Below are 26929 nucleotides of genomic sequence, written 5' to 3'. Positions count from 1 at the left end.
ACCCGCTTCGAGAAAACCGCCCGCAATTACCGCGCCGTTGTCACTCTCGCGGCTATTGTCCTATGGTTGCGGTAACTGTCCACACGGCCTAGAGCATTTGCAGCCAAACGTCTTCGTTTAAAGTGCGCTAAAACAAAGAGTTAGAGCGAGGTTTTGGTTCCACCAAAACGCAAGCGCTCTAGGCGCTAAGCTGCCGCGCTTAGCCCAAGTCGGTCAATCGCCAGTTTGCGGGTCGCGACATAGTCGGTCTTGCCTGAACCCAGCACCGGGATTTCCTCGACCTTGACGATGTCGTTCGGCACCATCAGATCGGCGGCACCGGCTTGTCTGCCGAATTTGCGCAATTCATCGGGGTCGGCGTCATCAGCGGTGGTGACCAGCACGATACGCTCGCCGCGGCGCTTGTCCGGCACCGCCACCACAGCGTGGTGCTCTTCCGGCCACAGCGACTGCACCAGCATCTCGACCGCGCCCAGTGACACCATCTCGCCGGCGATCTTGGCGAAGCGCTTGGCCCGGCCGCGAATGGTGATGAAGCCTTCGCGGTCGACAGAAACGATGTCGCCGGTATCGTGCCAGCCGTCGAGCGGCTGCAATTCCCCGGGCCGATCTGATGTCATGTAGCCCATCATCAAATTCGGCCCCTTTAGCCACAATCGTCCGGCGCCGCTAATGCCCTCGACCGGCTCGAGCTTCATGCGCATGGCCGGCAACAGCCGCCCGACCGTGCCGTCGCGGCCGTGGATGGCGGTGTTGACGGCAACGACGGGCGCTGCCTCGGTCAGCCCGAAACCTTCGATGATCTCGGCCTGGAAGCGCTCCCGGTAGACGCGGCGCGTCTCCGGTTTCACCGCCTCGGCGCCGGCCACGATGAAGCGCAGGCTGGAGAAATCGCCGTCCTTGGCGGTGCGCGCATAGTTGGCGAGGAACGTATCGGTGCCGAACATGACCGTCGGCCCTGCCTTGCGTGCGACCTCGGGGATCAGCTTGTAGTGCAGCGGCGAGGGGTAGAGGAACAGTTTTACGCCAGTGACCAGCGGCAGGATGGTGCCGCCGGTAAGCCCGAACGAGTGGAACACCGGCAGCACGTTGAGCAGGATGTCGGCCGGCGAGATGGTGATGCGGGCCTCAGCCTGCATGGCGTTGGCGAGAAGATTTCTGTGCGACAGAACCACCGCCTTCGCCGTGCCTTCCGAGCCTGAGGTGAACAGGATCACTGCTGGCTTGGCCGCATTCTGCGGCTGCAGCGGCCAGCGCCACAGCAAGGCGGCAGCGAGCTTGTCCAGCACGGTTACGCTGGCCCGTACATCCTCCAGCCACAACAGCTTGGCGCCGCCTTCTTCCACCGCCGCGACGATGTCAGCGAGGTTGGCCTTGTCGATAAAGGCTCGCGACGAGACCACGGTGCGGATCTCCGCCGTGCGCACGGCGGCGGTGACGCTGGCCGGGCCTGCGGTGTAGTTGATCATCGCCGCCACCCGGCTCGCCGACAACAAGCCAATGAGCGACAGCACGACACCATTGGCGTTGGGCAGCAGCACTCCAACCGCTTCGCCCGGCGCCGTCACCGCCTCGAAGCGGCGGCCCAGCACCCGCGCGCCGATGAACAGTTTTCTGTAGTTCAACGTGCCGCTGACCACCTCTTCGACGATAGGATGCGAGGCGCCGACTCGGTCGGCCGCGTCGCGCACCGCGAGGAACAGGCCGCGATTAAGATCGCTGCCGAAAAGCCGGGCTTCGGCGAAACGGTCGAACAGCGTATTGGTGTTCGAGGACTGATCAGGGTTTCGCGCTACCAGCTCGGCGATGGTCATCGGCTCCAGCACGCTGACCGACAGGCGCGGAAACCAGCGCCGCGGCGCCTTGTCCGCCGGCGTCAGCGACACCGGAAGAGTGCGCGCGCCGGCGACGAAGATCGGCACGATCCGGGCATCGGCCTGCATGGCGATGCGGGTGACGGCGCGAAACAGGCGAAATGTCTTGATATCAGGCTCGACCGCATCCGGCAGATAGACGGCAAGGCGGCCCTTGCCCTTCAGCACCCGCACCAGCCGGCGGCTGACGAAGATATGCTCGGCGTTGAAGGCGATGGTGCGGCCGAGCTCGCGCCATGGTTCGAGCCAGGGCGACCTGGCAGAGGCCTGGTCGAGAATGTGCAGCGTATCTTCCGGCAGCAGCGACAGCATCAGCGCCGGTTCGAACCGTGACTGGTGCGAAATCACATAGATGACCGGCACGGGTGCTGCGCGGGCGATTTTGATGCGCTCATCGGCAACCCGGTAGGCGAGCTTGAACGGCACGTAGAGCAGCGCCTGGGTGAAGCGCAGGCCGAGGCGGAATTTTTCCACCACGGCGATCAGCAGCCAGGCCGCGACGAGGCCCGCAAGCAGCGCCAGTGTCAGGATCATGCCGCGTCTCTCCCAACAGATTCTCACGTCACGGCTCTTTCTTGGCCGCTTCAATGAGAACCTAGACGAAGTGGGATCAACGTCAATGCTGCTCGGCTAGGGCTGACTGCCGGCCTGTCACGCTTCACCGTCGCCAACATGACTTGCGGGATGAGCGTGGAACTGGACGGCGCTGCTCAAGCCGCTTTCAACCTCCCGCTGATGAAGCGGAATTCCTGCGTCTTGCCGCCATAGCCATAGGCGGCAGCCGGCACTTCATGCACGAAGGCGTAGCTTTCTTCATGTATCTCACCCAGCAAGCGGCCAAAGGCGGCGAAGATCGCCTTGAGATACGCCTCCAGCTCGAGCTTGGTGTTGGTGCCGTCGACCACCTTGATGTCGAGCCAGAAGGTCTTGACGCCATGCTCGGCCAGCGACCTGCCGCCGGCGAACCAGTGCTGCGGGTCGAGATAGGAAATGGCGACCGCGGTGATGGTCGGATCCTTGCGCAGATGCATTGCGGTAAGTTCGGTCACCTCCCTGGCGATGGTGGCGGACAGAGCGGCATCGGGTCTGCCGGTAACGCTGACATTGATGATCGGCATTTCGTTCTCCTAGGGGGTTGCGTCTTGCGCCGCTGGGAAAAACCATGCCACGGTTCTAGCGCCAAAAAAATCGAATTGTTTGAAGCTAACACTTCTGTATACCTGAATCATGCAGACGCTCGACCCCGATCTCCTCAAGACCTTTCTCGCCTTCGTCGACGGCGGCTCGCTGGCGCAGGCAGCATCGATCGTCGGTCGCTCGCCTTCGGCGGTGACGGCGCAGATGCAGCGGCTGAAGGATATCGTCGGTGAACCGCTCTTGGCGCGGCAGGGGCGGGGCCGCGGCCTGACGCCGGCCGGGGAGGATCTGGTCGGCCACGCACGACGTATTCTGGCATTGCATCGCGAGGCGTGGCTGGCCCTCAAGGGCGTGCGGGCCGACGGGCGCGTCGCCATCGGCACGACGCAGGATTTCGCCGACAGCGGGCTGCCGGATTTGCTCAGGGCCTTCGCGGTGACCCATCCACGCGTCAGGATCGAATTGCGCGTCGGCCGCTCCGCCGAATTGGCGCAGGCGCTGCAATCCGGCACCCTCGATCTGGCGATCGCCATGCGCCAGGCACCGGCATCGGACGAAGTGGGCGTGCTCCGCGAGCCGATGGTCTGGCTCTGTTCGCAAAAGGGACTGATCTCGCGCCAGGACGAGGTACCGCTGGCACTGCTCGATCCGCATTGCGGCTTTCGCGAAGCGGCGATCGCGGCATTCGACACGGCCGGCCGCCGCTACCGCATCGCCGCCGGCAGTGCCAGCCTGGCCGGGCTGCGCACGGCGGTGAATGCCGGCATTGCTCTGACGCTGCGAACGGTGCGCTTTGCCCATTTCGGCCTCGTCGAGGCACCGCGCGACCTTGGGCTGCCGCCGGTTCCCATCGCCGAATTCGCCATCCGGCTGCGCCAGGATGCCGAGCCCCCCGCACAGGATCTGGCTGCGCTGTTCAGCGGCAACCTTGCCTTGGCAGGCGCACCAAGCTCATTTCGCGAAAGAAAAAGCCGACCTTGCGGTCGGCTATAGGTTAGACGGGCCGAGGGGTTTGGGGGACTTGGGATGACCCGTCGGACTCAACAATGCCTGAACCTGAAGATGGTTCCGTGACTTTATAAATTTATTTCAGGGGCAGATTTTCCACCCGCAGAGCGCTGCCTCGCCGCTTGCCAGTCGCGCCCGGCATGGGCGAAGACCGCGCAGAGCACGATGGCGCCGCCGATCATGCTGGCGGCCGGCGGGACCTCGGCCAGGAACAGGAAGGCGAACAGGATCGCGAAGGGTACTTCAGCGGAGCCCAGCAGGCCGGATTCGGCCGCCGGGATGAGCCTCGCGCCCTCCGTCCACAAAATAGAGGCGAGCGCGAACGACATGCCGAAGGCGACGAGCAGCACTGCGTCCCTGGCCGAGACCGCCAACGGATCGGTGACGAACCAGCCGAGCACAAACAAAAGAAACGCCGACACCGCTCCGGCCCACACCACAGGCGTGTCGCGGAAAGCGCGCACCATGATCATGTAGAGCGCGCTGCCGATTGTCATCAGCAGCGCCAGCCCGTCGCCGAACAGATGGCCGGTACCGAAGCCGGACCAGACCATGATCGCCACACCGCTGAGCGACACGGCGGCGGCGACAAGCGTCTGCAGCCGGAAGCGCTCACGGACCAGCACGAAGGCAAGTACCGCGGTGACGAAGGGCGCGGTGGCATAGATGATCGCGACATTGGCGACGAAGGTGAACTTGAACGCCGAGACGAAGGCGATGCTGGCGAGCGCTCCTTCTACCGCCAACAGCCAGCCGCGCCAGCCGAGGCGCAGGCTTTCACGCCTGCCGGAGCGGCGGCGCCGCCAAAACACATAGAGGGCGATCAGGATCGAGCCGACAAAGCCGCGCCAGCAGGTGATGGTCAGCGGGTCGGCATGGATCGACTTGGTCAACACGCCGGTGAGCCCGAAGACCGCCGCCGACGCCGAAACCAGGATGATGCCAAAGGTGCGCTCGGCTGCGGTGTCGGTGGTGGCTGGCATGCTTAGCGATTCCGTCATGTCACCAGACTATACTGCCTTGTCCTGACACCGCACTGTCAGCAGGGTTGCCGTATCCTACAGCCACTTGCGGAAATGTTCGTTGCCGGTGATCAGCAGGCCGGCCGCGACGATCAGCGCCACGGCGTACGCTACACGGACAGAACCCTGCGCGGCGCTGCGCCAGTGGCGAGCTTGTGTTGGGGCAGGGCTGGTCCCAGGGGTCGACCGCTTTTTCTGCTCACGCGCTCCTGCGCGATCCTGGACCTGACGGCCGTCGGCACCGACGAAGCGATCATCCTCTGCCTCGCCAATCACAGCCAGCCAATGCATGTCGCGCCGTACCCCGGCACTCCCGGCTACGAGCCGTCGCCACCTGCCTGGCCACACCCGAGGTACGGGCGCGGACGGATGGCGTCATCGCGTGGCGGTCTCAGGTCGTTTGAAAAAAGCACCAGGTCTAATGACGCAGCAATCTCCGGACCGCTTGTCAGTCTGATCCAAATGTCGTGAAATCGAGATTTTAGGCCGTACCGGTTCTATTCGAGTATCGTGACGAGCAATGAAGATGACTGTCAAAAAAGGGTTGGACATGGACGCCACCAGACTGAAGGCCATGCAGGCGCCGCTCAAGGAGGCCTATCGCGATGACGCATCGCGCGCGCTGATCACGCTTCGGGCCAAGGGCTCGATCGACAACCAGTCGATCGCCTGCAAGGTCGAGACCGGCAGGACGCTCGCCGTTGCCGGTCTCCATCCGGCTACCGGCGGTTCGGGGCTCGAACTGTGCTCGGGCGACATGCTGCTGGAGGCCTTGGTCGCTTGCGCCGGCGTGACGCTGAAGGCGGTGGCGACGGCGCTGGAGTTCAAGCTCGGCGCCGCCACGGTGGAGGCCGAAGGCGATCTCGACTTTCGCGGCACCTTAGGTGTGACAAGAGATGCGCCGGTCGGCTTCCGCGCCATCCGGCTGAATTTCGGCCTCGACACCGACGAGCCACAAGAGCGCATCGACGCGCTGCTCAAACTGACCGAACGGTATTGCGTGGTTTTTCAGACCATCAATACCAAGCCGGAACTGACGGTCAGCGCTCAGCGCTGAACGCGCGCCGGCTACTCACTTTCGCCCTCGTCGGCGAAGGGCGAGGCGCTCGGCACACACTGCACCGACCAGCCGGCCGGCGTCGGCTGCTTCTGATATTCGGTGACGGCGGAGGTGCACTGTTCACGGGTGTCGAACGTGCTGGGCAGCACCACCATGCCGCCTTGCGGGCCGGCAATCACAAGATACCAGACCAACGCTACGCTCGAAGCCATGGAAATTTCCTCGTTTGTTGTGGGAGTCGGGCGATCCTATCAACTCCGGGCAATCGACGAAAGCGGGCCGGACGCGGTGGTTCGCCACGGCATTACAGCCCGCTTGAATGTCCTACGTCTGTTGGAACGGCTCAGTTTACGCCAAAGCAGTAGAACAGGCCGTCGCCGCCGGTGCTCCTCAGCGCCTCCTGGCTGCAGCCGCCGCGTGAAGCGTGCGAGGAATTCCACGATTTGGCGGCGGCCGAATCGTCGAGACCGGTGCGGTCGTGATGGCCCGTCATTGCCGCACCTTCTGCTCCGCTGAGCGTCCAGTCGCCGCAGGTCTGGTCGGCTATTTTCGTGCCGTCGGGCTTGGAGCCGGTGAGCACGTCATGCCGGTTGGGCTTGTCGCCGCGGCCGTTGACCACTTCGCCCTTTTCGTCGAGCGCCGTCTGCTTGGTGATGGCGTTGGCATCGCTATGCAGCGAAGCGACATCGTCGGCGATCTTGACGCCCTTGGCGTTGAACCACGGTCCCTTGCCAATGCGATCGCGCGCATCGGTATCGCTGGTCGAGAGATAGGCGCGCCATGTTTTGCCGGTAACGCCGGCGGCTTCGGCCAACGAGGCGCAATGCGCATCGGCGCCTGCGAGGCCGCCGAGATCGGCGCCCTTGCCCGAGCCGACGCTGGTGACGAAGAAGCTCATTGTCGTATCCTGTGAGGATGCGACGCCGATGGCTGCCAGCGATGCAGCGGCGGTAACGAGAAGCAGTCTGCGCATGATGGTCCTCCGTTTGCGAAAACTTGGCATTCCAACAACGTCGGTGGCGGCGAAATTCTTCCGCCAAGATGCGTGGTGCGTCTACTCCGGGTGCCGGTAGGCAACAAAGCGGTTGTGCTTGGCCTGGAAGATCAGCCCGGTTTCCCTAAGCGCAGGGCTGGCCAGCGGCACGATGCGTTTGGCGATCTCCCGGGGATGCGGCAGCGTTTCGGGATCCTCGCCGGGCACCGCCTGCGCCCGCATGGCGGTGCGGGTGGCGCCGGGATCGGCGGCATTGACCCTGAGCGGCAGGTTTTCCGTCTCATGCGCCCACGAACGCATCATGGTCTCGACTGCCGCCTTCGACGACGCATAGGGCGCCCAGAAGGCGCGCGCCGAATGGGCGGCGTTGGAGGAAAGCACGATGGCACGGCCGGCGTCGGAGAGCCTGAGCAGCGGGTCGACCGAGCGGATCAGCCGCCACGTCGAGGTGACGTTGATGGTCATCACCTTTTCGAAAGTCTTGGCCTCGACATGGCCGATCGGCGAGATGACGCCGAGCACCGCCGCATTGGCGACCAGGATGTCGAGCTTGCCCCATCGCTCGTGGATGGCGCCGCCCAGCCGGTCGATGCCGGCCATGTCGGCGAGGTCCAGCGGCACCAGCGTCGCCTGGCCGCCCGCCGCCTTGATCTCGTCGTCAAGCTCTTCCAGTCCGCCGACGGTGCGGGCAACCGCGATGACATGCGCTCCGGCGGCGGCAAGTTCCAGGGCGATGAAGTAGCCGATGCCGCGCGAGGCACCGGTGACGACCGCGACGCGGCCGGAAAGGTCGAGGGCAGGGGTCACCGGGCAGCTCCGAAGGTTAGCGCTTTATGATGTCCGGCAGGACAGAGGGGCGCGACACAGCAATCGCGACGAAATTTGCAAACCGGCGAAATTTCGCGGTTTGCAGCAAGACCTACGAACCTCCCGCCGCCAGCAGCGACAGCGTGCGCACATTGTCCGACCCTTCGAAGTCGGCAAGCCGGGTCGGATATTGCCCGGTGAAGCAGGCATCGCAGAATTGCGGCTGCTCATTATCGCGGCCGGCCTCGCCGACGGCGCGGTACAGCCCGTCGATCGACAGGAAACCGAGTGAATCGACGCGGATGAACTCGGCCATCTCTTCTACCGACATGCGCGAAGCGAGCAGCTTCGACTTCTCCGGCGTGTCGACGCCGTAGAAGCAGGAAGCGCGTGTCGGCGGCGAGGCGATGCGCATGTGCACTTCCTTGGCGCCGGCATCGCGCACCATCTGCACGATCTTCTGGCTCGTGGTGCCGCGCACGATCGAATCATCGACCAGCACCACGCGCTTGCCTTCGATCATGTGGCGGTTGGCGTTGTGCTTGAGCTTGACACCCATGTGGCGGATCGAATCGCCGGGCTGGATGAAGGTACGGCCGACATAGTGATTGCGGATGATGCCGAGCTCGAACGGGATGCCCGCGGCTTGCGAAAAGCCGATCGCCGCCGGGGTGCCGCTGTCCGGCACCGGCACGACGATGTCGGCGTCGACCGGGCTTTCCAGCGCCAGCTCGGCGCCGATGCGCTTGCGCACCTCGTAGACGTTGCGGCCTTCGACCGACGAATCCGGGCGTGCGAAATAAACATACTCGAAGATGCAGAAGCGGGTCTTCTGCGGCTCGAACGGAAACAGGCTCTCGATGCCCTTGGCGGTGACGACGACCATCTCGCCGGGCTTCAGGTCGCGCACGAAACGGGCGCCGATGATGTCGAGCGCGCAGGTTTCGGAAGCCAGGATCCAGGCGCCGTCGAGATCGCCGAGCACCAGCGGGCGAATGCCGAGCGGATCGCGGCAACCGATCATCTTCTTGGAAGTCATCGCCACGAGCGAGAAGGCGCCTTCGACCTGGCGCACGGCATCGATGAAGCGCGAGTTGAGATCGCGTTCCCTGCTGGTGGCGACCAGATGCAGCAGCGTCTCGGTGTCGGAGGTCGACGAGAAGATCGCGCCTTGTTTCTGAAGCGCGCGCTGCACGGTCATGGCGTTGGTGAGGTTGCCGTTGTGGGCGACGGCGAAGCCGCCATCGGCGAGCTCGGCGAAAAACGGCTGGATGTTGCGCTGGCCGGCGCCGCCGGTGGTGGCGTAGCGCGTGTGGCCGATGGCGCGGTTGCCCTGCAGGCTGTCGATGACGCGCTGCTTGGTGAAGGTGTCGCCGATCAGGCCGACATGATGTTCGACATGGAACTGGGTGCCGTCATAGGAAACGATACCGGCCGCTTCCTGGCCGCGATGCTGCAACGCATGCAGGCCGAGCGTGACGATAGCCGCGGCGTCCTGCCTGCCAAAAATACCGAACACACCGCATTCGTCATGGAAATGATCGTCAGCTTCGGCGGAAAGCACGTCGTCTGCGTCTGCCATCTTCAGCTCCGCTAAAGTCGCTATATAGTGTGATGACTGCCCAAGAGCAACGTAGAGTTTGCGGCTTTCACATGATCGTCAGTTTGCCGGCGCCGGATTGGCCGGTGCATTGTCGGCCGGTGGCGCGTCAGTCGCGCTCCCGTCGAGCGCCGGGGCATCGTCGCCGGCTGCCGGTGCGTCCGTCGCCGGCGCGTCGGCCGCCGGAGGCGTCTCGGCGCCGGTCTCGGGTGCCGGCTGATTCGGATTGAGCCTGTTGAGGATCGCGTTCTCCGGATCCTCGGGCAGCAGGCTTTCGAGCTTGGCGCCGATCGATTCGAGCAGCGGCCGCGACTTGGCGTTGGCGACCCAGCCCGGAGCCTTGGGGCCGGCCAGCCAGTTGAAGAACAGCAGGGCCACCGCGACGACCAGAATGCCGCGCGCCGCGCCATAGAGGAAACCGAGCGTGCGGTCGAGCGCGCCGACCCTGGAATCGATGATCCAGTCGGCGAGTTTCATGGTGATGACGGAAACGACGATCAGCGCGACGATGAAGACGATGCCGGCGGCGGCGGCCATGGCAATCTTCTCATTGTCGACATAGGGCTGAACGTAAGGTAGGACCGGTTGGTAGAAAAAGAACGCCGCCGCCGCTGCCGCTATCCAGGAGATGACGGAGAGGATCTCGCGGGAAAAGCCGCGAACCATGGCGAGCATCGCCGAGACCAAGGTGAAGCCGACGAGAATTCCGTCAAGCAGCGTAATCGGCATGTCTTTTTGCCCCACTTCATGAGCCGCGTCACTCTTGCTCGTCGGCGCGGCTGCGCCGTGAGCCGGCTATGCGCGCCACGAGATCGGCAAGCTCGGTGGGCTGGAAAGCGCCGGCCCCTATCCCGCCGGCAAGTTCCTCGCTGCCCAAGGGCAGAACCGCGCTTCCAAAACCCAGCTTTTCGGCTTCCTTCAAGCGCTGCTGCGCATGTGCAACCGGCCTCACGGCGCCCGAAAGGCTGATTTCGCCGAAATAGACGCAATCGGCGGGAAGGGCAAGGCCGGTGAGCGAGGAAACCAGCGCGGCCGCCACCGCCAGATCGGCAGCCGGCTCCGAGATACGGTAGCCGCCGGCGACGTTGAGATAGACGTCATGGGTGCCAAAGCGGACGCCGCAATGGGCTTCGAGAACAGCGAGGATCATCGACAGTCGGGCGCCGTCCCAGCCGACGACGGCGCGGCGCGGCGTGCCCAGAGACGACGGCGCCACCAGCGCCTGAATCTCGACCAGCACCGGCCTGGTGCCTTCCATGCCGGCGAAAACCGCGGCGCCCGGCGCCTTCGCATGGCGTTCGCCGAGAAAAAGCTCGGACGGGTTGGCGACCTCGCGCAGGCCCATATCAGACATTTCGAAGACGCCTATCTCGTCGGTCGGTCCAAAGCGGTTCTTGACCGTGCGCAGGATGCGGTAATGGTGGCCGCCTTCGCCCTCGAAATAGAGCACTGCGTCGACCATATGCTCGACGACGCGCGGCCCGGCGATCTGGCCTTCCTTGGTGACGTGACCGACGAGCACGATCGCCGCCCCCGTGGATTTCGCATAGCGGATCATCGCCTGGGCGGCGGCACGCACCTGGGTGACGGTGCCGGGAGCCGAATCGGCCATGTCGGTCCACAAGGTCTGGATCGAATCCAGAATCACCAAATCCGGCCGCTTGCCATCAGCGATGGTGGCGAGGATGTCCTCGACATTGGTTTCGGCGGCAAGCTCCACCGGGGTATCGGCGACGCCGAGCCGCTGCGCACGCAGCCTGATCTGGGCAACCGCCTCTTCTCCCGAGACATAGACGATGCGGTGGCCCTTGGACGCCAGCGCTGCGGCAGCCTGGGTCAACAGCGTCGACTTGCCGATGCCGGGATCGCCGCCGACCAGAAGGGCCGAGCCGCGCACGAACCCGCCGCCGGTGGCGCGGTCGAGTTCGCCGATGCCGGAGACGATGCGCGGCGCATCCTCGATATCGCCGGACAAAGTCGTGAGCACCACGGCGCGGCCCTTGCGCGCATTGCGGGTGTTGGCGGGACCCGAGCCGATGCCGCCGGACGTGCCTTCTTCGACCAGCGTGTTCCACTCGCCGCAGGCATCGCATTTGCCGGCCCAGCGCTGATGCACCGATCCGCAATTCTGGCAAATGAACTGGACCCGCGTTTTGGCCATCAGTTTATTGATTCCAAGAGGTATTTGGAGCGATCCCAAAAAACCGGCAAAGCCTCTTCGATCGTATCGAAATGAGTGCGGCGCTGTCCGTTGCTCTGGGCCCAATGGTCCTGTGCGGACCAACACGCATAGATGAATAAATCGACCGCAATTCATTCTCTCGCCTGACCTCTTCGTGCAGCGTCTCTAGCAAGCCCATAAGTCCTATCGAAAGGCGGTGATCGTTCCGCTGATGCATCAAATGAAAAGCGCACCCGATCGCAGCCATCGAGGTGTCATGCCGGGACTCCACCGACCAGAGAGCCAAAAAGCCCAGCAGATCGTTGACATCGGAAGCTGTTCCCAAACGCCAAATTCGATAGAGGCCGTCCACTGCGGCACTGCGGGCATAGTCATCAGTATCTTCGGCAAGGAATTTTCTCACCAATTTGACGTTCTCGGGGGTCGACTCGCTGGAATAACAAAACACCGCGTGTGATTCTGGGCGAGAAATCGAACCCCTCGATCTTAAATAATCGGTGAGTTGTATGCGTTCGTCCTCAGAGATTTCGTACTCTTCAAATTTCAACCTCTGATAGATGTCGCTAAAGTCCAACCCGCCGCTCCAAGATCAAGAGGTCACTCAAACCTCTCCGCAATATGATGCTCCTCGGCGAGGTCGGAGAAGCGGGTGAACTCGCCCTGGAAGGCGAGGCTGACCGAGCCGGTCGGCCCATGGCGTTGCTTGGCGATGATGACTTCGGCCTTGCCGCGCATCTCGTTCATCTCGTTTTCCCATTTGATGTATTCGTCGGTGCCGGGCTTCGGCTCGCGGTTCTTCAGATAATATTCCTCGCGGTAGACGAACATCACCACATCGGCGTCCTGCTCGATCGAGCCCGATTCACGCAGATCCGAAAGCTGTGGGCGCTTGTCGTCACGGCTTTCGACCTGGCGCGACAGCTGCGACAGCGCGATGATCGGTACGGCAAGCTCCTTGGCTAGCGCCTTCAGGCCGGTGGTGATTTCGGTGATCTCCTGCACGCGGTTCTGTGAGGATTTCGCGCTCGATCCCTGCATCAGCTGGATATAGTCGATGACGATGACGTCGAGGCCGCGCTGGCGCTTTAGGCGACGCGCGCGGGCAGACAACTGAGCAATAGAAATACCGCCGGTCTGGTCGATGAACAGCGGGATCTTCTGCATCGTCTGCGAGCATGCGACCAGCTTTTCGAAATCCATCTCACTGATCTCGCCGCGGCGGATTTTTGACGACGGGATTTCGGTCTGTTCGGAAATGATGCGGGTGGCGAGCTGTTCCGACGACATTTCGAGCGAGAAGAAGCCGACGACGCCGCCATTTGCCGCCTTGAACGAGCCGTCGGCCTGTTGCGCCGGTACATAGGCTTCGGCGATGTTGAAAGCCATGTTGGTGGCGAGCGACGTCTTGCCCATGCCGGGGCGGCCGGCGATGATGATCAGATCGGACGGCTGCAGGCCGCCCATGCGGCGGTCGAGATCGCGCAGGCCCGTGGCGACGCCCGACAGGTGCCCGTCGCGCATATAGGCGGCGTTGGCCATGTCGACGGCGGTTTTAACCGCGTCGGTGAAGCTCTCGAAGCCGCCATCATAGCGGCCGGTCTCGGCCAGTTCGAACAGGCGCCGTTCGGCATCCTCGATCTGCTCGGACGGCGACATGTCGACCGGCGCATCATAGGCGATGTTCACCATGTCCTCGCCGACGGTGATCAGTGCGCGTCGCGTGGCGAGATCGTAGATGGCGCGGCCGTAGTCGGCGGCGTTGACCACGGTGACTGCCTCGACGGCCAGCCGCACGACATATTGCGCAACCGTCATGTCGCCGACCTTCTCGTCGGCAGGCAGGAAGGTCTTCAGCGTGATCGGTGTCGCTATCTTCCCCATACGGATGAGTTCGGCGGCGACTTCGAAGATTTTTCTATGCAACGGCTCGTAAAAATGGCCGGATTTCAGGAAATCCGAGACGCGGTAGAAGGCGTCGTTATTGACGAGGATGGCGCCGAGCAGTGCCTGCTCGGCTTCGATGTTGTTCGGTGCCTCGCGATAGAGCGGTGTTTCCGCCACGCCGAATTTTCGTGCTGCCTCTGCCATAATGTCCCCGATTTCGATCCCGGTCTCTCGATATCAGAACGAGAAAAAGCCGGTGCTGACTTATATGCATCACTCGCGCTCAATCAGCGTTGATGCCCGCTGTTCACAGGAACGGCAAACCGTCCACAGGACAGAACTCCCGGGCTCTGATTCCATTTGACTCGGCAAGGTCGCGATTCTACGCGACGCTTTGAACAAAGCAAGAACAAAATCGAAGAGAAGCGAGCTGCACAGGAATCGATGCGAGATTAGACTGTGTCGCCCCAGTCCAACCGTCGCGCCAGCCTGAACGCATCGCCATCGCGCTTGGTGAACAGTTTTTCGCCGGCGCTGCCATCCTTTTCGCAAAGTTTCAGCAGGACTTTTCCGGAGCCCGATTTCGGCGGTGCGATCACACGCGCCTGCGGCGGGGCAACAGCGTGGCGGGAGGCGGCGACGTAGATGAATTTCTCGTCTTCCCACGGCACGTCGGCGTCCTTGGCCAGCCGGTGCAGGCGCGAACGCGCGACACGGCGCGAAAAATGGCACCAGTCGGGCGGCACGAGCGGGCAGGGCGCCTCATGCGGGCAAGGCGCAAGCACATGCGCGCCCGCCTCGACCAGCTGCCGGCGCACGGCAAGGATGCGCTGCCATCCGGCCGGTGTGCCCGGCTCGACGACCAGCAGCGTGTTGTCGGTCAGGTGCCAGAGCCGGTCGATGAGTTTTGGCAGCGACGCCGGTCCGATCTCGTCCAGCACATAGGCGCAGGTGACCAACTCGGCCGGCTTGAGGTCGGCGAGATCGATGGTGACATCGCCGGCCAGCCAGGCGACCCTGGCCGTCATCGCCTCAGTGGCAAGCGCCTCGCCGACCCGGCGCACCGCGGCGCTCGCCTCGATGAGCACCGCCTGCTCGAGGTCGGGCCAGAGATCGAGCGCGGCCCAAAGCACCGTACCAGGGCCGGCGCCTATATCGAGCAGGGTTTTCGGAGCACAATCGGGTCTTGCCTCGCTGAGCGCATCGAGGCTGGCACGGACGGCGGCATAGGTCGCCGGCAGCCGCGTCGCCAGATAGGCCTTAACCGCCATCTCCTCGGCCATGTGCAGACGGCCGTCGCGCAGTTCGGCGCGGTAGCGGTCCGACAGCGTTTTTGCCGCTTGCTTCAGCGTCGGCAGCGGCACTTTTTCGAGGAGGCGCTCGACGCCCTGTCGAAGTGGGATAGGCAGTTCCATAGCTCAGGCACCCCGAGGTGCGAGCAGGATGACCGAGGCGCCAACGATGCAGAGCGCGGAACCGGCAAGATCCCAGCGGTCGGGGCGCACGCCTTCCACCAGCCACAGCCATCCGAGCGAGGCGGCGATGTAAATGCCGCCATAGGCAGCATAGGCACGGCCCGCCGCGCTGATGTCTACCAGCGCCAGCAGGAAGCCGCACAAAGCGAGCGAAACCAGGCCCGGCGCCAGCCACAGCGGTGACTTTTCCAGCCGCCACCAAGCCCAGATCGAAAAGCAGCCGGCGATCTCGGCAAGGGCAGCAACGATGTAGATGAGATAGGTCATGAAAAAAGGTCTCGCGGCGGGCGACGGGACCTTTTTTCAGCGCTAGGGCCGGCGATGGCAAGCGGCAATGGCGTGATCGCCGGCAGTCTATTCCGTGTCTGCCACCTTGCGGCGTCGCGCGGGCTTGGCGGCAGGGGCTTTTGGGCGATGCCCCATGTCGCGCATCTCCAGCGCCTTCTCGCATTTGGCCATATAGTCGCGAGACATCGGCAGCGTGTCGTTCTTCTTGGCAATCTGGATTTGGAACACCACCAGATCCTGCCAGCGGAAGGCAGCTTCCGAAGCTGCTAGGTAGAACTCCCACATACGGCAGAACCGTTCGTCATAGATCGCCTTGGCCTTGTCGCGATTGGCGGCGAAGCGCGCGCTCCAATGCTTCAGCGTCTCGGCATAATGTAGCCGCAGGACTTCGATGTCGGTGACGATAAGGCCCGACTTCTCGATCGCCGGCATCACTTCCGAGAGCGAGGGGATGTAGCCGCCCGGAAAGATGTATTTGCGGATGAAGGCGCTGGTTGCCCACGGCGCGCCGGAGCGGCCGATCGTGTGCAGCAGCATGACGCCGTCCGGCTTCAAGAGCGTCGCCGATTTGTCGAAGAAAGTGCGGTAGTGGTTGACGCCGACATGCTCGAACATGCCGACCGAGACGATGCGGTCGAAGCGCTCATTGAGCTCGCGATAATCCCTCACTTCGAAATGCGCGCGGTTTTCCAGGCCTTGCGCATGGGCGCGGTCGGTGGCGACGCCATGCTGCTCGGTCGACAACGTCACACCTTGCACGTCCACGTCGAAGGACTTGGCGAGATAGAGGCCGAGCCCGCCCCAGCCGGAGCCGATGTCGAGCACCGTCTGGCCGGCCTTCAGCCTGAGCTTGGCGGCGATGTGGCGCTTCTTGGCGGCCTGCGCCTCATCGAGCGTCATGTCCGGCTGCTCGAAATAGGCGCAGGAATACTGCATGTCCTCGTCGAGGAAGAGCCGGTAGAGGTCGCCCGACAGATCATAGTGGCGCTGCACGTTACGTCGCGCGCGCGCCGCCGTGTTGATCTGCTGCAGGCGGCGGAAAGCGTGGCGCAGGCCCTCGATCGCCTTCGACCAGGTGGCGTCGATGCCGCCGCTACCCATATTCTGGAAGGCGATGCGCATCACCCCCAGCACGCCGCCCTCGAGTATGTCGAGTTCGCCGTCCATATAGGCCTCCGGCACAGCCAGCATCGGATCGAAGGTGATGGCGCGCTCGGCATGCGCGGTCTTGATGTGCATGTGCACCGGCTCGCCGGTGCCATCGCCGAAAATCACCGAGAGGCCCTTCGGCCCGGTGACTTTGAGATTGCCGGTGCGCACCAGGCGGTCGAGAATGCGTTTCAGCAGAATATTCATGACCAATGTCCCCTCTCGGTCAGACACGCTGTCCTACTCTGCCTCAACATATAGGGGTTCGGAAAGTTCCTTTTGGCACAAAAATGCCCAGGCGAAGGGCCCGGGCATTGGTCCAGAAATGACTGGAAGCCGACGAAACGTTTTAAAGCGCCGCTCTGACGCCTTGTGACGTGCAATCAGCCGTTGTCTTCGCCGCCTTCGAACTCGGCATTGGGATCGAAGAAGTTGTCCGGGCGCGCATTGTCGTTGATGTCGTCGCCATAGATGGCTTCGGCTGTGGTCAGCGTCTCGCCCTTGGCCTGGCGCTCGGCTTCGTCGGCGGTGCGGGCGATGTTGAGCGTGATGGTGACCTCGACTTCCGGATGCAGCGCGATCGCCACATTGGTAAGGCCGATGGTCTTGATCGGCTGGTTGAGCAGGATCTGGTTGCGGTTGACCGAAAAGCCTTCCGCCATCAAAAGCTCTGCGATGTCGCGGGTCGACACCGAGCCGTAGAGCTGGCCGGTTTCGCCGGCCGAACGCACGGCGATGAAGCTCTTGCCGTCGAGCTTTTCCGAAATCTGCATGGCCTCGGACTTGCGCTCGAGGTTGCGGGCTTCGAGCTGGGCGCGCTGACCTTCGAATTTCTTCTTGTTGGCTTCGTTGGCGCGCAGCGCCTTGCCCTGGGGCAGCAGGAAGTTGCGGGCGAATCCATCCTTGACCTTGACGGTATCGCCCATTTGGCCGAGGCGGGAAACGCGTTCGAGAAGAATGACATCCATGGTTTTTGTTCCTTCGCTTGGGCGCCAAATCACTGGCATCGACGCCGAATTGTCTGGAACAGGTCAGGAAGCTGAGGGCGTCGCCGCCTATGTCGCTGTCCTGCCTGTCGCGGCAGTTAGAGGTCTTCACCTCAACCCGGGATTTGATGGCAACCCTGCGGCGCCCGTCGCCGTGGGAAAAGCGGGCGGCGAACCGCCCGCTGAAAGAGCGCTAGCGAACCACGTAGGGCAGCAGACCGAGGAAGCGGGCGCGCTTGATCGCCTTGGCGAGTTCGCGCTGCTTCTTCTGGCTGACGGCGGTGATGCGCGACGGCACGATCTTGCCGCGCTCGGAAATGTAGCGCTGCAGAAGACGTACGTCCTTGTAGTCGATCTTAGGCGCGTTCGCGCCGGAGAACGGGCAGGTCTTGCGGCGGCGATGGAACGGGCGCCGGGTCGGGATCTGGTTGATGTCGACCATTATTCTGCACCCCCTTCAACACCTTCGCGCGGACGACGCGGACCACGGTCTGCACCCGCATCGCCACCGAAGCTGCGCGGCGGGCGATCGCCACGGTCGCCGCGATCACGGTCGCCGAACGAGCGCGGGCCACGGTCACGGTCGCCGAAGCCGCCGCGTTCCGAGCGCTCTTCGCGCTTCTGCATCATCGCCGACGGGCCTTCCTCATGCGCATCGACCTTGATGGTGAGGAAACGCAGCACATCCTCGGACAGGCCCATCTGGCGCTCCATCTCGTTGAGCGCGGCCGGCGGGCAGGTGATGTCCATCAGCGTATAATATGCCTTCCGGTTTTTTTTGACCCGGTAGGTGAGGGACTTCAGTCCCCAGTTCTCGACCCGGCCGACGGACCCGCCATTCGCTGATATGACGCCCTTGTACTGTTCGACAAGCGCATCGACCTGCTGCTGCGAGAGGTCCTGCCGGGCAAGAAACACATGTTCGTAAAGAGCCATATTGTTCTTTGCCTTTCTTCGTTTCTCTCCCGGTTCCCGCGGCAAAAGCCTCTGCAACTTCTCTGACCCGCCGATCCCTGGAGGGGACGGGGAAGAAAGGAGCATCACGAGACGGTCGAGAGCGGAGACACGGGAGGCGGAAGCGCTTCTGGCTTCACACGAAGGTTTTCGAAAAAACCTCCGGCCCTCCGTTCAGCCCCCAGCAAGGACCGGCAGATTGCGGGCGTCTATACAGCAATTCGGCCACAATGCAAGGGTGAACCGAAAATCCGCCGCTGCGAGGACGACATGTCGTGCGGCGCCTTCAGCTTGTATGGGGGACGAGCTTGTTCACCGTTTCGGGGAAGAAGTCGGGCGCGGCTTTACGCTTGCCGAACATCATGTCGTACTGGATCAGGCGGAAATCGTTGATCGCCGGATCGATCTTCTTCTGCCGCGCCCAGTCGGGCGTGTCCTCGCCCGTCGGCGTCATCAACAAATTACGATCGACGACGCTGTAGCGCTCGCGCATCTGGCCGAGGAAGCCGGTGTAATAGGGATGGCTGATCCCGGCCGTGGTCAGGATATGGTAGGGCAGGAAAGCCGGGCTCACCGCGCCCATGTCCGCGGCCGGCCCGGTGCGGTTCGACCATACGACGAGCGGCGTCTGGTGATGCAGCAGCATCTCGTCAGGCGGCTCCTTGCGCGGCGCGACGTTATCCCTAAGGAAGCCGGTCTCGACATAGACCGGGCCGAGCGGCGGCAGATGGTCGCCGAAGAAGGCGATGACTGTCGGCCGTTGGCGGTTCTTCGCCCATTCGACAAGGCGCTCGAGGCCCTTATCGGCGTCGGATGCACCCTCGGTGAAGCTCAACAGTGAATCCTTTGCCCACTGGCTGGTCGGCGCCTGCACCTTGTGGGTCGGATTGTAGTAGCGGTTAGGCTCGTAGGGTCCGTGATTCTGCAGGCTGACGGCGAAGAAGAAGAACGGATCGTCGGTGGCGTCAGCCTCACGGATGATCTCGTCGGTCATTGCCGCGTCCGAGGCCAGCGGCCCCCGCTTTTCGAGATATGGCATATTTTCTTCCGACTTGAAGTCGTCGAAGCCGAAATCCGCATAGACCGGCGTGCGGTTCCAGAACCAGCTCGTGCCGGGATGGATAGCGCGCGTCTCATAACCCTGGCTCTTCAGGAACGTCGCCATCGACGGCACCGGCGCGCGGACATATTGCTGGTAGGGGATGCTGCCGGCCGGCAGGAAGGCGTTGGAAAAGCCGGTCAGCGCCTCGAATTCGACGTTGGCGGTCATGCCGCCGAATTCGGGTGAGAACATGTAGCCCGAGCGCAGCGCCCGCACATTGGGAATCGGATCGGGCGTGATGGTGACGCCGGGCAGCTCGGTCGGATCCCAGAAGGATTCGCTCATGACAATGATGATGTCGGGCTTCTCGGCCGGCACCGAGGCCTTCACAGCAGGCCTGTCGATTGCCGCGATCGACTTGTCGGAATAACCGGCAGGCGCCGAGACATGGGCCATCGGCACGTTGAGCGCGAAGGCGAGCGCAAAACCGTTGGAGGCATAGTTTTCCTTCTGGTCCCACATGATCGGGATGATCTGCAGCCGGTCACGCGTCCACGAGAAGGTTGCGTAGTCCATGATCGAGACGAAGAAGGCGAGCAGCGGCACGGTCAGCGTCAGCCGGGCCAGGCGCCCCTTGCGGCTGAGCGCCGGCACGCGGCGGCGCCACAGCCGCCAGCCATAAACGAGCAGCGACAGCCCGCCGACGATGCCGACCGCCAAGGCGAGGGCGGTTCCCGGGCGTTCGCGCACCAGAAGCGGCATCAGCGCCACGATCTGGCGTGAATAGAGGAAATCGGTCGGATAGAGCGGATCGCCGAGATAGAGCGATTTCTGATGGCCGACAAAGGCCAGCGCCAGGGTCAGCGGCGCGACGATCATCAGGCTCTGGTGGCTGCGGCCGAGCACGGCGTCGAGGCCGACCAGGATCAGCGCGAAGATGATGATGGTGGTCCAGCCCGGCTTGAAGGGCTGCAGGAAGAAGGCGACGGTTCCGGCAAAGTCGCCGCGCACGATCAGTTCGATCGCAAAAACTAGGACGGTGGCGGCGAGAAGGCTGACGAGGCCATAGCGTATAACAGGCCATTTCCGGCCCGGCAGATAGCCGGTGGCCGGATCGCCTTCCAGAAACTGTGGCGCGGCTTTGCCAACGCCTTTCCTAGTCCTTGCCACCTTACAATTCCCCCGACCATACACAAAAGTGTCATTGAGCTGTCATCGATATGTCACGAAAAGCTAGCGCCTGTGGCTGAAATAAGAAGAGCCAGCAAACGAATCGTGAGCGATTTTCATCATGAGTGATCGAAAAAAAGCCTTTTGGAACAGGGACTCGGCCAGCGATACCGAGCCGGCGCGGCCCGGGTCGGGCTGATGGCGGACTTGACTTGCCCGCCCGCCTTGCGTCACAGGCAAGAAAAATCAGCCGCTTGGGAGCCACACATGGCCGTCGCATTCACCTTTCCGGGACAGGGCAGCCAGGCTATCGGCATGGGCAAGGACCTCGCCGACGCCTTTCCAGAATCGCGGAAGATATTCGAAGAGGTTGACGACGCCCTTGGCGAAAACCTGTCGAAGCTGATCTGGGAAGGGCCGGAAGAGAGACTGACGCTGACCGCCAATGCCCAGCCGGCGCTGATGGCTGTGTCGCTCGCCGCGATCCGGGCGCTGGAATCGCGCGGCTTCTCGCTGAAGGACAAGGTCGCTTATGTCGCCGGCCATTCGCTTGGCGAATATTCGGCACTTGCCGCAACCGGTTTCGTTTCGGTCGCCGATGCCGCCCGGCTCTTGCGTATCCGCGGCAATGCCATGCAGGCGGCTGTGCCGGCCGGCGAAGGCGCCATGGCGGCGATCATCGGGCTGGAACAGGCCGATGTCGACGACGCCTGCGCTGAAGCGGCCAAAGGTTCAGCCAGAGATTCAGTTTGCCAGATCGCCAACGACAATGGCGGTGGCCAACTGGTGATCTCCGGCGCCAGGGCAGCGGTCGAACTGGGGGCGAGACTGTGCACGGAAAAGGGCGCCAAGCGGGCGCTGATGCTGCAGGTTTCGGCGCCTTTCCATTCGGCGCTGATGGCACCGGCGGCCGAGATCATGCGCGAGGCGCTGGCGAGTGTGACGAAGAACGCGCCGTTCGTGCCCGTGGTCTCCAACGTGTCGGTCACCCCGTCCAGCGATCCGGACGCAATTGCCCGCCGCCTGGTCGAACAGGTGACGGGGCGCGTGCGCTGGCGCGAAACCGTCGAGTGGTTCGGCGCGAATGGCATTGCGACGCTGTACGAGGTGGGCGCCGGCAAGGTGCTGTCGGGACTGGCGCGGCGCATCAACCGCCACATCGCCACCGGCGCCGTCGGCACGCCAGCCGATGTCGAGGCGGCATTGGGGGCGCTCGCATAACCAACCGAGATTTGACCCCACCCCTGTGAAGGGTGTCCTCTTAGATCAGGAGACAAGACATGTTCGAATTGACCGGCCGCAAGGCGCTCGTCACAGGCGCATCGGGAGGCATCGGCGAGGCGATCGCCCGGGTGCTGCATGCGCAGGGCGCCATCGTCGGCCTGCACGGCACCCGCGTCGAAAAGCTGGAGACGCTGGCCGCTGAGCTCGGCGACCGGGTCAAGCTGTTCCCGGCGAACCTTTCCAATCGCGACGAGGTCAAGGCGCTTGGCCAGAAGGTCGAGGCCGATCTCGAAGGCGTCGACATTCTTGTCAACAACGCCGGCATCACCAAGGACGGGCTGTTCGTGCGCATGGCGGACGCCGATTGGGACACGGTGCTCGAGGTCAATCTGACCGCCGTCTTCCGGCTGACCCGCGAACTCACCCATCCGATGATGCGGCGCCGGCACGGCCGCATCATCAACATCACCTCTGTGGTTGGCGTCACCGGCAATCCCGGCCAGACCAATTACTGCGCCTCCAAGGCCGGCATGATCGGCTTTTCCAAGTCGCTGGCGCAGGAGATCGCCACCCGCAATATCACCGTCAACTGCGTCGCCCCGGGCTTCATCGAATCGGCGATGACCGACAAGCTCAACGACAAGCAGAAAGAGGCGATCATGGCGGCGATCCCGACACGGCGCATGGGCACCAGCGCCGAAGTCGCTTCCGCCGTCGCCTACCTCGCTTCCAACGAAGCTGCCTATGTCACCGGCCAGACCATTCATGTGAATGGCGGCATGGCGATGATTTGACAGTTGCGGGAAAACACCCGTTTTCGCCTTGGAGCCAGGCCGATTTTCGTGTAATGCGGCCCGCAACCCGGCGGTTCGGGCAAAAACCGGTCCGGTACCGTTGCGTTTCCGACAGGACCATCTTTCAGCTTGATTAGCGGCATTCTGCCCGCTAACGAAGACAGACAAACAAAAGACGAGGATGCCCAAATGAGTGACACCGCAGAGCGCGTCAAGAAGATCGTTATCGAGCACCTTGGCGTCGATGCCGATAAGGTGACGGAGCAGGCGAGCTTCATCGATGATCTGGGCGCGGACAGTCTCGACACGGTCGAACTCGTCATGGCGTTCGAAGAGGAATTCGGCGTCGAGATCCCGGACGATGCGGCCGAAACTATTCTGACTGTTGGCGATGCGGTGAAGTACATCGATAAGGCTTCGGCCTGACGCTATTTGCAGTCATCACCGAGGAGGACCTGCGATGAGGCGTGTCGTCGTCACGGGCCTTGGGCTGCTTTCGCCGTTCGGCGTGGGCTTCGAGCATGGCTGGAAGGAGCTTCTGACCGGCCGCAGCGCAGCCAAGCGCATCACCGAGTTCGAGGTGGAGGATCTTGCCTGCAAGGTCGCCCACGTCATTCCGCGCGGCAATGGTGAGAACGCCACCTTCAATCCCGAGGCCGTTCTCGAGCCGAAGGAACTGCGCAAGATCGGCGACTTCATCCTCTACGGGATCGCGGCTGCCGACGAGGCGCTGAAGGATTCGGGGTGGGCGCCGAAGTCGCATGAGGAGCAGTGCGCCACCGGCGTGCTGATCGGCTCCGGCATCGGCGGCATCGAAGGCATCGCCGAGAACGCGATGATCCTGAAGGAGCGCGGTCCACGCCGCATCAGCCCGTTCTTTATCCCCGGCCAAATCATCAATCTCGTATCCGGCCAGGTTTCGATCCGGCATGGGCTGAAAGGCCCCAACCATGCCGTCGTCACCGCTTGCTCCACCGGCGCGCACGCCATCGGCGATGCTGCCCGGCTGATCATGTGGGGCGATGCCGACGTGATGGTCGCAGGCGGCGCGGAAGCGCCGGTGACGCGGCTGTCGATCGCCGGTTTCGCCGCTTGCCGGGCGCTGTCGACCGACCGCAACGACGCTCCGGAAACGGCCTCGCGTCCCTATGACCGTGACCGCGACGGCTTCGTCATGGGCGAGGGTGCCGGCGTCGTCGTTCTGGAGGAGCTGGAACACGCCAAGGCGCGCGGCGGCAAGATCTATGCCGAGGTCACCGGTTACGGCCTGACCGGCGATGCCTACCACATCACCGCGCCGGCCGAAGATGGCGACGGCGCCTTCCGCTGCATGGTTGCGGCGCTGAACCGGGCCAAGCTGACGCCCGCGGACGTCGACTACATCAATGCGCACGGCACCTCCACCATGGCCGACACGATCGAGCTCGGCGCCGTCGAGCGGCTGGTCGGCAACGCCGCGTCGAAAATATCGATGTCGTCGACCAAGTCGTCGATAGGCCATCTTCTGGGCGCGGCGGGCGCCGCCGAGGCGATCTTTTCGATTCTCGCCATTCGCGACAACATCGCGCCGCCCACCATCAATCTCGACAACCCGGAACGCGAAACGGCGATCGACCTGGTGCCGCACAAGCCGCGCGCCCGCCAGATCGACGTGGCGCTGTCCAATTCCTTCGGCTTCGGCGGCACCAACGCCTCGCTGGTCTTCCAGCGCTACAATGGCTGACCGGTCCGCCGGCCGGCACGGTGGATGCGTGCCGTCAATTTTGCCATATTCGCCCCTACTCTGCCCAAGGGGATTCGTTGCAGGACCAAACGGTAGGGCGCCATGAACACGAATGCGGCGGACAACGGGGAATTCGGGCAACGGTCCACACCGTCGAGTCCGATCGTGCCTAAGACGGCCAGCGAGGCATTGCGGCCTGAAGCCGGCACGCCGCCGCCCAAGCGCTCGCGCGCCTCGCGAAGCCAGTTCGTTGTGTTCATGAACTTCGTCATCTCCTTGGTGATGCTGTTGGTTCTGGCGGCCGGTTTTGCATTGTATTTCGGCAAGCAGGAATTCAACGAGCCCGGCCCGTCTGCCAATGCCGACACCTTCCTGGTCAAGCCGAACACCGGCGTCCAGGAAATTGCAGAGCAGCTCGAGCGGCGCGGACTGATCAGCGACGCGCGCATCTTCCGCCTTGGCGTGCGTGCCTTTGGCAATGACTCGGCACTGAAGGCCGGCGAATACGAGATCAAGCCGCAGGCCTCCATGCGCGACATCATGGAGTTGCTGAAGAGCGGCAAGTCCGTGATGTATTCGCTGACCGTCCCCGAGGGACTGACGGTCGAGCAGGCGCTGCAGCGCATCGCCGATCAGGCAGCGCTCGACGGCGATATGCCGGCGACCATTCCACCCGAGGGCAGCCTTGCTACCGACACGCTGCGTTTCACCCGCGGCGCGACACGCCAGCAGATGGTCGACAAGCTTTTGGCGGATCAGAAGAAGCTGGTCGAGGACGTCTGGCAGCGACGCGCCCCCGATCTGCCTCTGGCCAATGTCGACGACTTCGTCATCCTGGCTTCGATCGTCGAGAAGGAAACGGGCAAGGGCGACGAACGCTCACGGGTCGCCGCCGTCTTTCTCAATCGGCTGGCCAAGGGCATGCGGCTGCAGTCCGATCCGACCATTATCTACGGCCTGTTCGGCGGCAAGGGCAAACCCGCGGACCGCCCGATCTACCAGTCGGACATTAAGAAGCCGACGCCCTACAACACTTATCTGATCAATGGCTTGCCGCCGACGCCGATCGCCAATCCCGGCCGCGCGGCGCTGGAGGCGGTGGCCAACCCGTCGAAGACCGACGACCTCTATTTCGTCGCCGACGGCACCGGCGGTCACGTCTTTGCCGCGACGCTTGCCGAGCACAACGAGAACGTCGCCCGCTACCGGGCGTTGCAGAAGAAGCTGGCCGATGAAGCCGCCAAAGCTGGTGCTGCCAAGGCCGACGCCGCCAAGGTGGAAGGTCAGACCGATGCGCCGGTGGACGGCGGCGATGATGTCGACGCGGGAGCGGCGGCGCAGTAGCGCCGGACGGTTCTGGGATCGTCCCTCCTATTCGTTTGACGGCAGGGACGTGCTGATTTTGTGATCAGGAGCCTCTTGCGTCCGATTCGGCGAGAAGGGCGCTCCGGCATTTTGAAGCGGCGCATGGTCTGGCCCGGAACCGCTTCCGGGGTCGTGCGCCAGGGGGAAGCAAGGGCATCATGAATTTGCAGAGCATGACCGGTTTTGCACGGGCCGTCGCCGAACATGACGGAACGTCGATCGCCTGGGAGGTCAAGTCGGTCAACGGCAAGAGTGTCGAGGTCAGACTGCGGCTGCCGCAGGGCCTCGAGCGGCTGGAGCCGGCCATCAGGCAGACAGTGCAAAAGCGCTTTGCGCGCGGCAATTTCCAGGCGACGCTGACCGTCGGCCGCGCCGCCGGCCAGCAGGCGCAGCCCGTGGTCAACGAGGACTTCCTGAGGGATCTGGCCGGGCTGGCCAAGCGGCTGCAGGAGCAGTTCGGCGCAGCGCCTGCGACAGCCGACGGGCTGCTTTCGCTCCGCGGCGTGCTAGACATCCCTGAAACCACCGAAACCGAAGAGGCGCGTGCGGCGCTCGACAACGCGATTCTCTCCGCGCTCGAAGTGGCGCTGGGCGGGCTGGAGCAAGCACGCCAGGGCGAGGGCGCCGCCCTGCGCTCGCTGCTGTCCGGCCATATCGACGCTATCGAGGCGCTGACGCTGCGCGCCGAGGCCGATCCGTCGCGCGAGCCGGCGGTGATCCGTGAACGGATTGCCGAGCAGGTTCGGCTGCTGATGGATGCTTCCGCCAATCTCGACGCCAGCCGGTTGCATTTGGAAGCGGCGTTCCTGGCTACCAAGGCCGACATCCGCGAGGAGATCGACCGACTGAACACGCATGTGGCGTCCGGTCGGGTGCTGCTGGCAGGCGGCGGCGCCATCGGCCGCAAGCTCGATTTTCTGGCGCAGGAATTCAACCGCGAATCGAATACGCTGTGTTCGAAGTCGAACGCCGCTGCGATCACCGCCATAGGGCTGGAGCTGAAGGCGGTCGTCGACCAGTTTCGCGAACAGGTCCAGAATCTGGAGTAGCCCTGATGGTCGCCAAGGAGCCTATGGTTGCCAGGGATTTGGGTTCCCGCATTCGCCGCCGGGGTTTGATGCTCGTGCTGTCGTCGCCGTCCGGCGCCGGCAAGTCGACGATCGCGCGCAATCTTCTGGAGAGCGATTCCAG

At 63.5% G+C, this 26929-nt stretch carries 27 protein-coding genes and 1 pseudogene; 9 read left to right on the top strand and 19 right to left on the bottom strand.

All coding sequences use genetic code 11. The features are described from left to right. Nucleotides 1-185 precede the first annotated feature (185 nt). Together NKH12_RS24265 and NKH12_RS24260 are read right to left on the bottom strand one after the other, a co-directional pair. The gene (locus NKH12_RS24265; protein ID WP_352955476.1) at nucleotides 186-2408 is read right to left on the bottom strand and encodes an AMP-binding protein; all 2223 of its coding nucleotides are present in this window, start codon (nucleotides 2406-2408) and stop codon (nucleotides 186-188) included. Between the two features lie 176 nt (nucleotides 2409-2584). Continuing rightward, nucleotides 2585-2992, bottom strand: a complete 408-nt coding sequence (locus NKH12_RS24260; protein WP_352955475.1) for a tautomerase family protein — start codon at nucleotides 2990-2992, stop codon at nucleotides 2585-2587. 109 nt (nucleotides 2993-3101) lie between these two features. Here NKH12_RS24260 and NKH12_RS24255 point away from each other — a divergent pair, with 109 nt between their 5' ends. After that, nucleotides 3102-4004 carry a LysR substrate-binding domain-containing protein gene (locus NKH12_RS24255; RefSeq protein ID WP_352955474.1) on the top strand — a complete coding sequence of 301 codons (903 nt, stop codon included), beginning with the start codon at nucleotides 3102-3104 and terminating at the stop codon, nucleotides 4002-4004. 83 nt (nucleotides 4005-4087) lie between these two features. On the opposite strand, the gene NKH12_RS24250 is transcribed toward NKH12_RS24255, so the two are convergent. Together NKH12_RS24250 and NKH12_RS24245 are read right to left on the bottom strand one after the other, a co-directional pair. Continuing rightward, nucleotides 4088-5002 carry a DMT family transporter gene (locus NKH12_RS24250; protein ID WP_502910837.1) on the bottom strand — a complete coding sequence of 305 codons (915 nt, stop codon included), beginning with the start codon at nucleotides 5000-5002 and terminating at the stop codon, nucleotides 4088-4090. Nucleotides 5003-5077: 75 nt separating this feature from the next. After that, a complete protein-coding gene (locus tag NKH12_RS24245) occupies nucleotides 5078-5332 on the bottom strand; it encodes a hypothetical protein (protein WP_352955472.1) in 255 nt (84 codons plus the stop codon). A gap of 259 nt (nucleotides 5333-5591) precedes the next feature. Here NKH12_RS24245 and NKH12_RS24240 point away from each other — a divergent pair, with 259 nt between their 5' ends. Further along, the gene (locus NKH12_RS24240; protein ID WP_352955477.1) at nucleotides 5592-6098 is read left to right on the top strand and encodes an OsmC family protein; all 507 of its coding nucleotides are present in this window, start codon (nucleotides 5592-5594) and stop codon (nucleotides 6096-6098) included. A gap of 11 nt (nucleotides 6099-6109) precedes the next feature. Here the strand turns inward: NKH12_RS24240 and NKH12_RS24235 are convergent, their stop codons facing one another. The 15 genes from NKH12_RS24235 to NKH12_RS24165 form a co-directional block, all read right to left on the bottom strand. Continuing rightward, nucleotides 6110-6313 carry a hypothetical protein gene (locus NKH12_RS24235; RefSeq protein ID WP_352955471.1) on the bottom strand — a complete coding sequence of 68 codons (204 nt, stop codon included), beginning with the start codon at nucleotides 6311-6313 and terminating at the stop codon, nucleotides 6110-6112. Between the two features lie 131 nt (nucleotides 6314-6444). Then, nucleotides 6445-7074, bottom strand: coding sequence for a hypothetical protein (locus NKH12_RS24230; RefSeq protein ID WP_352955470.1), 630 nt, complete (start codon nucleotides 7072-7074; stop codon nucleotides 6445-6447). 81 nt (nucleotides 7075-7155) lie between these two features. After that, on the bottom strand, nucleotides 7156-7902 hold the full coding sequence (locus NKH12_RS24225; RefSeq protein ID WP_352955469.1) for an SDR family NAD(P)-dependent oxidoreductase: 747 nt from the start codon (nucleotides 7900-7902) through the stop codon (nucleotides 7156-7158). A 112-nt stretch (nucleotides 7903-8014) separates the two neighbouring features. Continuing rightward, entirely contained in the window at nucleotides 8015-9484 is a 1470-nt protein-coding gene (purF, locus tag NKH12_RS24220; RefSeq protein WP_352955468.1) for an amidophosphoribosyltransferase, read from the bottom strand. Between the two features lie 78 nt (nucleotides 9485-9562). Continuing rightward, on the bottom strand, nucleotides 9563-10231 hold the full coding sequence (locus NKH12_RS24215; protein WP_352955467.1) for a CvpA family protein: 669 nt from the start codon (nucleotides 10229-10231) through the stop codon (nucleotides 9563-9565). Nucleotides 10232-10259: 28 nt separating this feature from the next. Then, on the bottom strand, nucleotides 10260-11663 hold the full coding sequence (gene radA / locus NKH12_RS24210; protein WP_352955466.1) for a DNA repair protein RadA: 1404 nt from the start codon (nucleotides 11661-11663) through the stop codon (nucleotides 10260-10262). 4 nt (nucleotides 11664-11667) lie between these two features. Next, a complete protein-coding gene (locus tag NKH12_RS24205; RefSeq protein WP_352955465.1) occupies nucleotides 11668-12258 on the bottom strand; it encodes a hypothetical protein in 591 nt (196 codons plus the stop codon). A 23-nt stretch (nucleotides 12259-12281) separates the two neighbouring features. Further along, the gene (locus NKH12_RS24200; protein WP_352955464.1) at nucleotides 12282-13772 is read right to left on the bottom strand and encodes a replicative DNA helicase; all 1491 of its coding nucleotides are present in this window, start codon (nucleotides 13770-13772) and stop codon (nucleotides 12282-12284) included. Nucleotides 13773-14020: 248 nt separating this feature from the next. Continuing rightward, nucleotides 14021-14983 carry a small ribosomal subunit Rsm22 family protein gene (locus NKH12_RS24195; protein WP_352955463.1) on the bottom strand — a complete coding sequence of 321 codons (963 nt, stop codon included), beginning with the start codon at nucleotides 14981-14983 and terminating at the stop codon, nucleotides 14021-14023. Nucleotides 14984-14986: 3 nt separating this feature from the next. Then, a complete protein-coding gene (locus NKH12_RS24190; protein WP_352955462.1) occupies nucleotides 14987-15310 on the bottom strand; it encodes a YnfA family protein in 324 nt (107 codons plus the stop codon). Between the two features lie 87 nt (nucleotides 15311-15397). Continuing rightward, entirely contained in the window at nucleotides 15398-16687 is a 1290-nt protein-coding gene (locus NKH12_RS24185) for a cyclopropane fatty acid synthase (protein ID WP_352955461.1), read from the bottom strand. A 176-nt stretch (nucleotides 16688-16863) separates the two neighbouring features. Then, nucleotides 16864-17448, bottom strand: coding sequence for a 50S ribosomal protein L9 (rplI, locus tag NKH12_RS24180; RefSeq protein ID WP_352955460.1), 585 nt, complete (start codon nucleotides 17446-17448; stop codon nucleotides 16864-16866). A gap of 211 nt (nucleotides 17449-17659) precedes the next feature. Continuing rightward, entirely contained in the window at nucleotides 17660-17908 is a 249-nt protein-coding gene (rpsR, locus tag NKH12_RS24175) for a 30S ribosomal protein S18 (RefSeq protein WP_006203718.1), read from the bottom strand. Further along, nucleotides 17908-18402: a 30S ribosomal protein S6 gene (gene rpsF, locus NKH12_RS24170; RefSeq protein WP_352955459.1), complete on the bottom strand. Its 495-nt coding sequence runs from the start codon at nucleotides 18400-18402 to the stop codon at nucleotides 17908-17910. Before rpsF ends, rpsR begins: the two co-directional genes overlap by 1 nt. Nucleotides 18403-18706: 304 nt before the next feature. Next, a complete protein-coding gene (locus tag NKH12_RS24165) occupies nucleotides 18707-20632 on the bottom strand; it encodes an LTA synthase family protein (RefSeq protein ID WP_352955458.1) in 1926 nt (641 codons plus the stop codon). 267 nt (nucleotides 20633-20899) lie between these two features. Between NKH12_RS24165 and fabD the strand changes: the two genes are divergently transcribed. The 7 genes and pseudogenes from fabD to NKH12_RS24130 all read left to right on the top strand — a co-directional run. Next, nucleotides 20900-21853, top strand: a complete 954-nt coding sequence (fabD, locus tag NKH12_RS24160; RefSeq protein WP_352955457.1) for an ACP S-malonyltransferase — start codon at nucleotides 20900-20902, stop codon at nucleotides 21851-21853. A gap of 59 nt (nucleotides 21854-21912) precedes the next feature. Further along, entirely contained in the window at nucleotides 21913-22650 is a 738-nt protein-coding gene (gene fabG / locus NKH12_RS24155) for a 3-oxoacyl-[acyl-carrier-protein] reductase (protein ID WP_352955456.1), read from the top strand. 189 nt (nucleotides 22651-22839) lie between these two features. Beyond that, nucleotides 22840-23076 carry an acyl carrier protein gene (locus tag NKH12_RS24150; RefSeq protein ID WP_006203723.1) on the top strand — a complete coding sequence of 79 codons (237 nt, stop codon included), beginning with the start codon at nucleotides 22840-22842 and terminating at the stop codon, nucleotides 23074-23076. Nucleotides 23077-23110: 34 nt separating this feature from the next. Beyond that, a complete protein-coding gene (gene fabF / locus NKH12_RS24145; RefSeq protein ID WP_352955455.1) occupies nucleotides 23111-24373 on the top strand; it encodes a beta-ketoacyl-ACP synthase II in 1263 nt (420 codons plus the stop codon). Between the two features lie 102 nt (nucleotides 24374-24475). Then, a complete protein-coding gene (gene mltG / locus NKH12_RS24140; protein WP_352955454.1) occupies nucleotides 24476-25717 on the top strand; it encodes an endolytic transglycosylase MltG in 1242 nt (413 codons plus the stop codon). Nucleotides 25718-25896: 179 nt separating this feature from the next. Continuing rightward, nucleotides 25897-26787 carry a YicC/YloC family endoribonuclease gene (locus tag NKH12_RS24135; RefSeq protein ID WP_352955453.1) on the top strand — a complete coding sequence of 297 codons (891 nt, stop codon included), beginning with the start codon at nucleotides 25897-25899 and terminating at the stop codon, nucleotides 26785-26787. A gap of 23 nt (nucleotides 26788-26810) precedes the next feature. Then, a pseudogene (locus NKH12_RS24130) lies at nucleotides 26811-26929 on the top strand (guanylate kinase); the annotation flags it as partial.

Origin of the sequence: Mesorhizobium sp. M1322 (genome assembly GCF_040318085.1) — a bacterium.
Taxonomy (GTDB): Bacteria; Pseudomonadota; Alphaproteobacteria; order Rhizobiales; family Rhizobiaceae; genus Mesorhizobium.
This window is presented reverse-complemented; position numbering and strand designations above follow the sequence as displayed.

Bases quoted from the DNA above. Each gene is read 5' to 3' on its own strand.
- mltG (WP_352955454.1), top strand. From the start codon at position 24,476: ATGAACACGAATGCGGCGGACAACGGGGAATTCGGGCAACGGTCCACA.
- NKH12_RS24265 (WP_352955476.1), bottom strand. From the start codon at position 2,408: ATGATCCTGACACTGGCGCTGCTTGCGGGCCTCGTCGCGGCCTGGCTG.
- NKH12_RS24255 (WP_352955474.1), top strand. From the start codon at position 3,102: ATGCAGACGCTCGACCCCGATCTCCTCAAGACCTTTCTCGCCTTCGTC.
- NKH12_RS24235 (WP_352955471.1), bottom strand. From the start codon at position 6,313: ATGGCTTCGAGCGTAGCGTTGGTCTGGTATCTTGTGATTGCCGGCCCG.
- fabG (WP_352955456.1), top strand. From the start codon at position 21,913: ATGTTCGAATTGACCGGCCGCAAGGCGCTCGTCACAGGCGCATCGGGA.
- NKH12_RS24260 (WP_352955475.1), bottom strand. From the start codon at position 2,992: ATGCCGATCATCAATGTCAGCGTTACCGGCAGACCCGATGCCGCTCTG.
- NKH12_RS24245 (WP_352955472.1), bottom strand. From the start codon at position 5,332: ATGCATTGGCTGGCTGTGATTGGCGAGGCAGAGGATGATCGCTTCGTC.
- NKH12_RS24150 (WP_006203723.1), top strand. From the start codon at position 22,840: ATGAGTGACACCGCAGAGCGCGTCAAGAAGATCGTTATCGAGCACCTT.
- purF (WP_352955468.1), bottom strand. From the start codon at position 9,484: ATGGCAGACGCAGACGACGTGCTTTCCGCCGAAGCTGACGATCATTTC.
- fabD (WP_352955457.1), top strand. From the start codon at position 20,900: ATGGCCGTCGCATTCACCTTTCCGGGACAGGGCAGCCAGGCTATCGGC.
- rplI (WP_352955460.1), bottom strand. From the start codon at position 17,448: ATGGATGTCATTCTTCTCGAACGCGTTTCCCGCCTCGGCCAAATGGGC.
- rpsR (WP_006203718.1), bottom strand. From the start codon at position 17,908: ATGGTCGACATCAACCAGATCCCGACCCGGCGCCCGTTCCATCGCCGC.
- NKH12_RS24230 (WP_352955470.1), bottom strand. From the start codon at position 7,074: ATGCGCAGACTGCTTCTCGTTACCGCCGCTGCATCGCTGGCAGCCATC.
- NKH12_RS24185 (WP_352955461.1), bottom strand. From the start codon at position 16,687: ATGAATATTCTGCTGAAACGCATTCTCGACCGCCTGGTGCGCACCGGC.
- rpsF (WP_352955459.1), bottom strand. From the start codon at position 18,402: ATGGCTCTTTACGAACATGTGTTTCTTGCCCGGCAGGACCTCTCGCAG.
- NKH12_RS24215 (WP_352955467.1), bottom strand. From the start codon at position 10,231: ATGCCGATTACGCTGCTTGACGGAATTCTCGTCGGCTTCACCTTGGTC.
- NKH12_RS24190 (WP_352955462.1), bottom strand. From the start codon at position 15,310: ATGACCTATCTCATCTACATCGTTGCTGCCCTTGCCGAGATCGCCGGC.
- radA (WP_352955466.1), bottom strand. From the start codon at position 11,663: ATGGCCAAAACGCGGGTCCAGTTCATTTGCCAGAATTGCGGATCGGTG.
- NKH12_RS24135 (WP_352955453.1), top strand. From the start codon at position 25,897: ATGAATTTGCAGAGCATGACCGGTTTTGCACGGGCCGTCGCCGAACAT.
- fabF (WP_352955455.1), top strand. From the start codon at position 23,111: ATGAGGCGTGTCGTCGTCACGGGCCTTGGGCTGCTTTCGCCGTTCGGC.
- NKH12_RS24240 (WP_352955477.1), top strand. From the start codon at position 5,592: ATGGACGCCACCAGACTGAAGGCCATGCAGGCGCCGCTCAAGGAGGCC.
- NKH12_RS24200 (WP_352955464.1), bottom strand. From the start codon at position 13,772: ATGGCAGAGGCAGCACGAAAATTCGGCGTGGCGGAAACACCGCTCTAT.
- NKH12_RS24250 (WP_502910837.1), bottom strand. From the start codon at position 5,002: ATGCCAGCCACCACCGACACCGCAGCCGAGCGCACCTTTGGCATCATC.
- NKH12_RS24195 (WP_352955463.1), bottom strand. From the start codon at position 14,983: ATGGAACTGCCTATCCCACTTCGACAGGGCGTCGAGCGCCTCCTCGAA.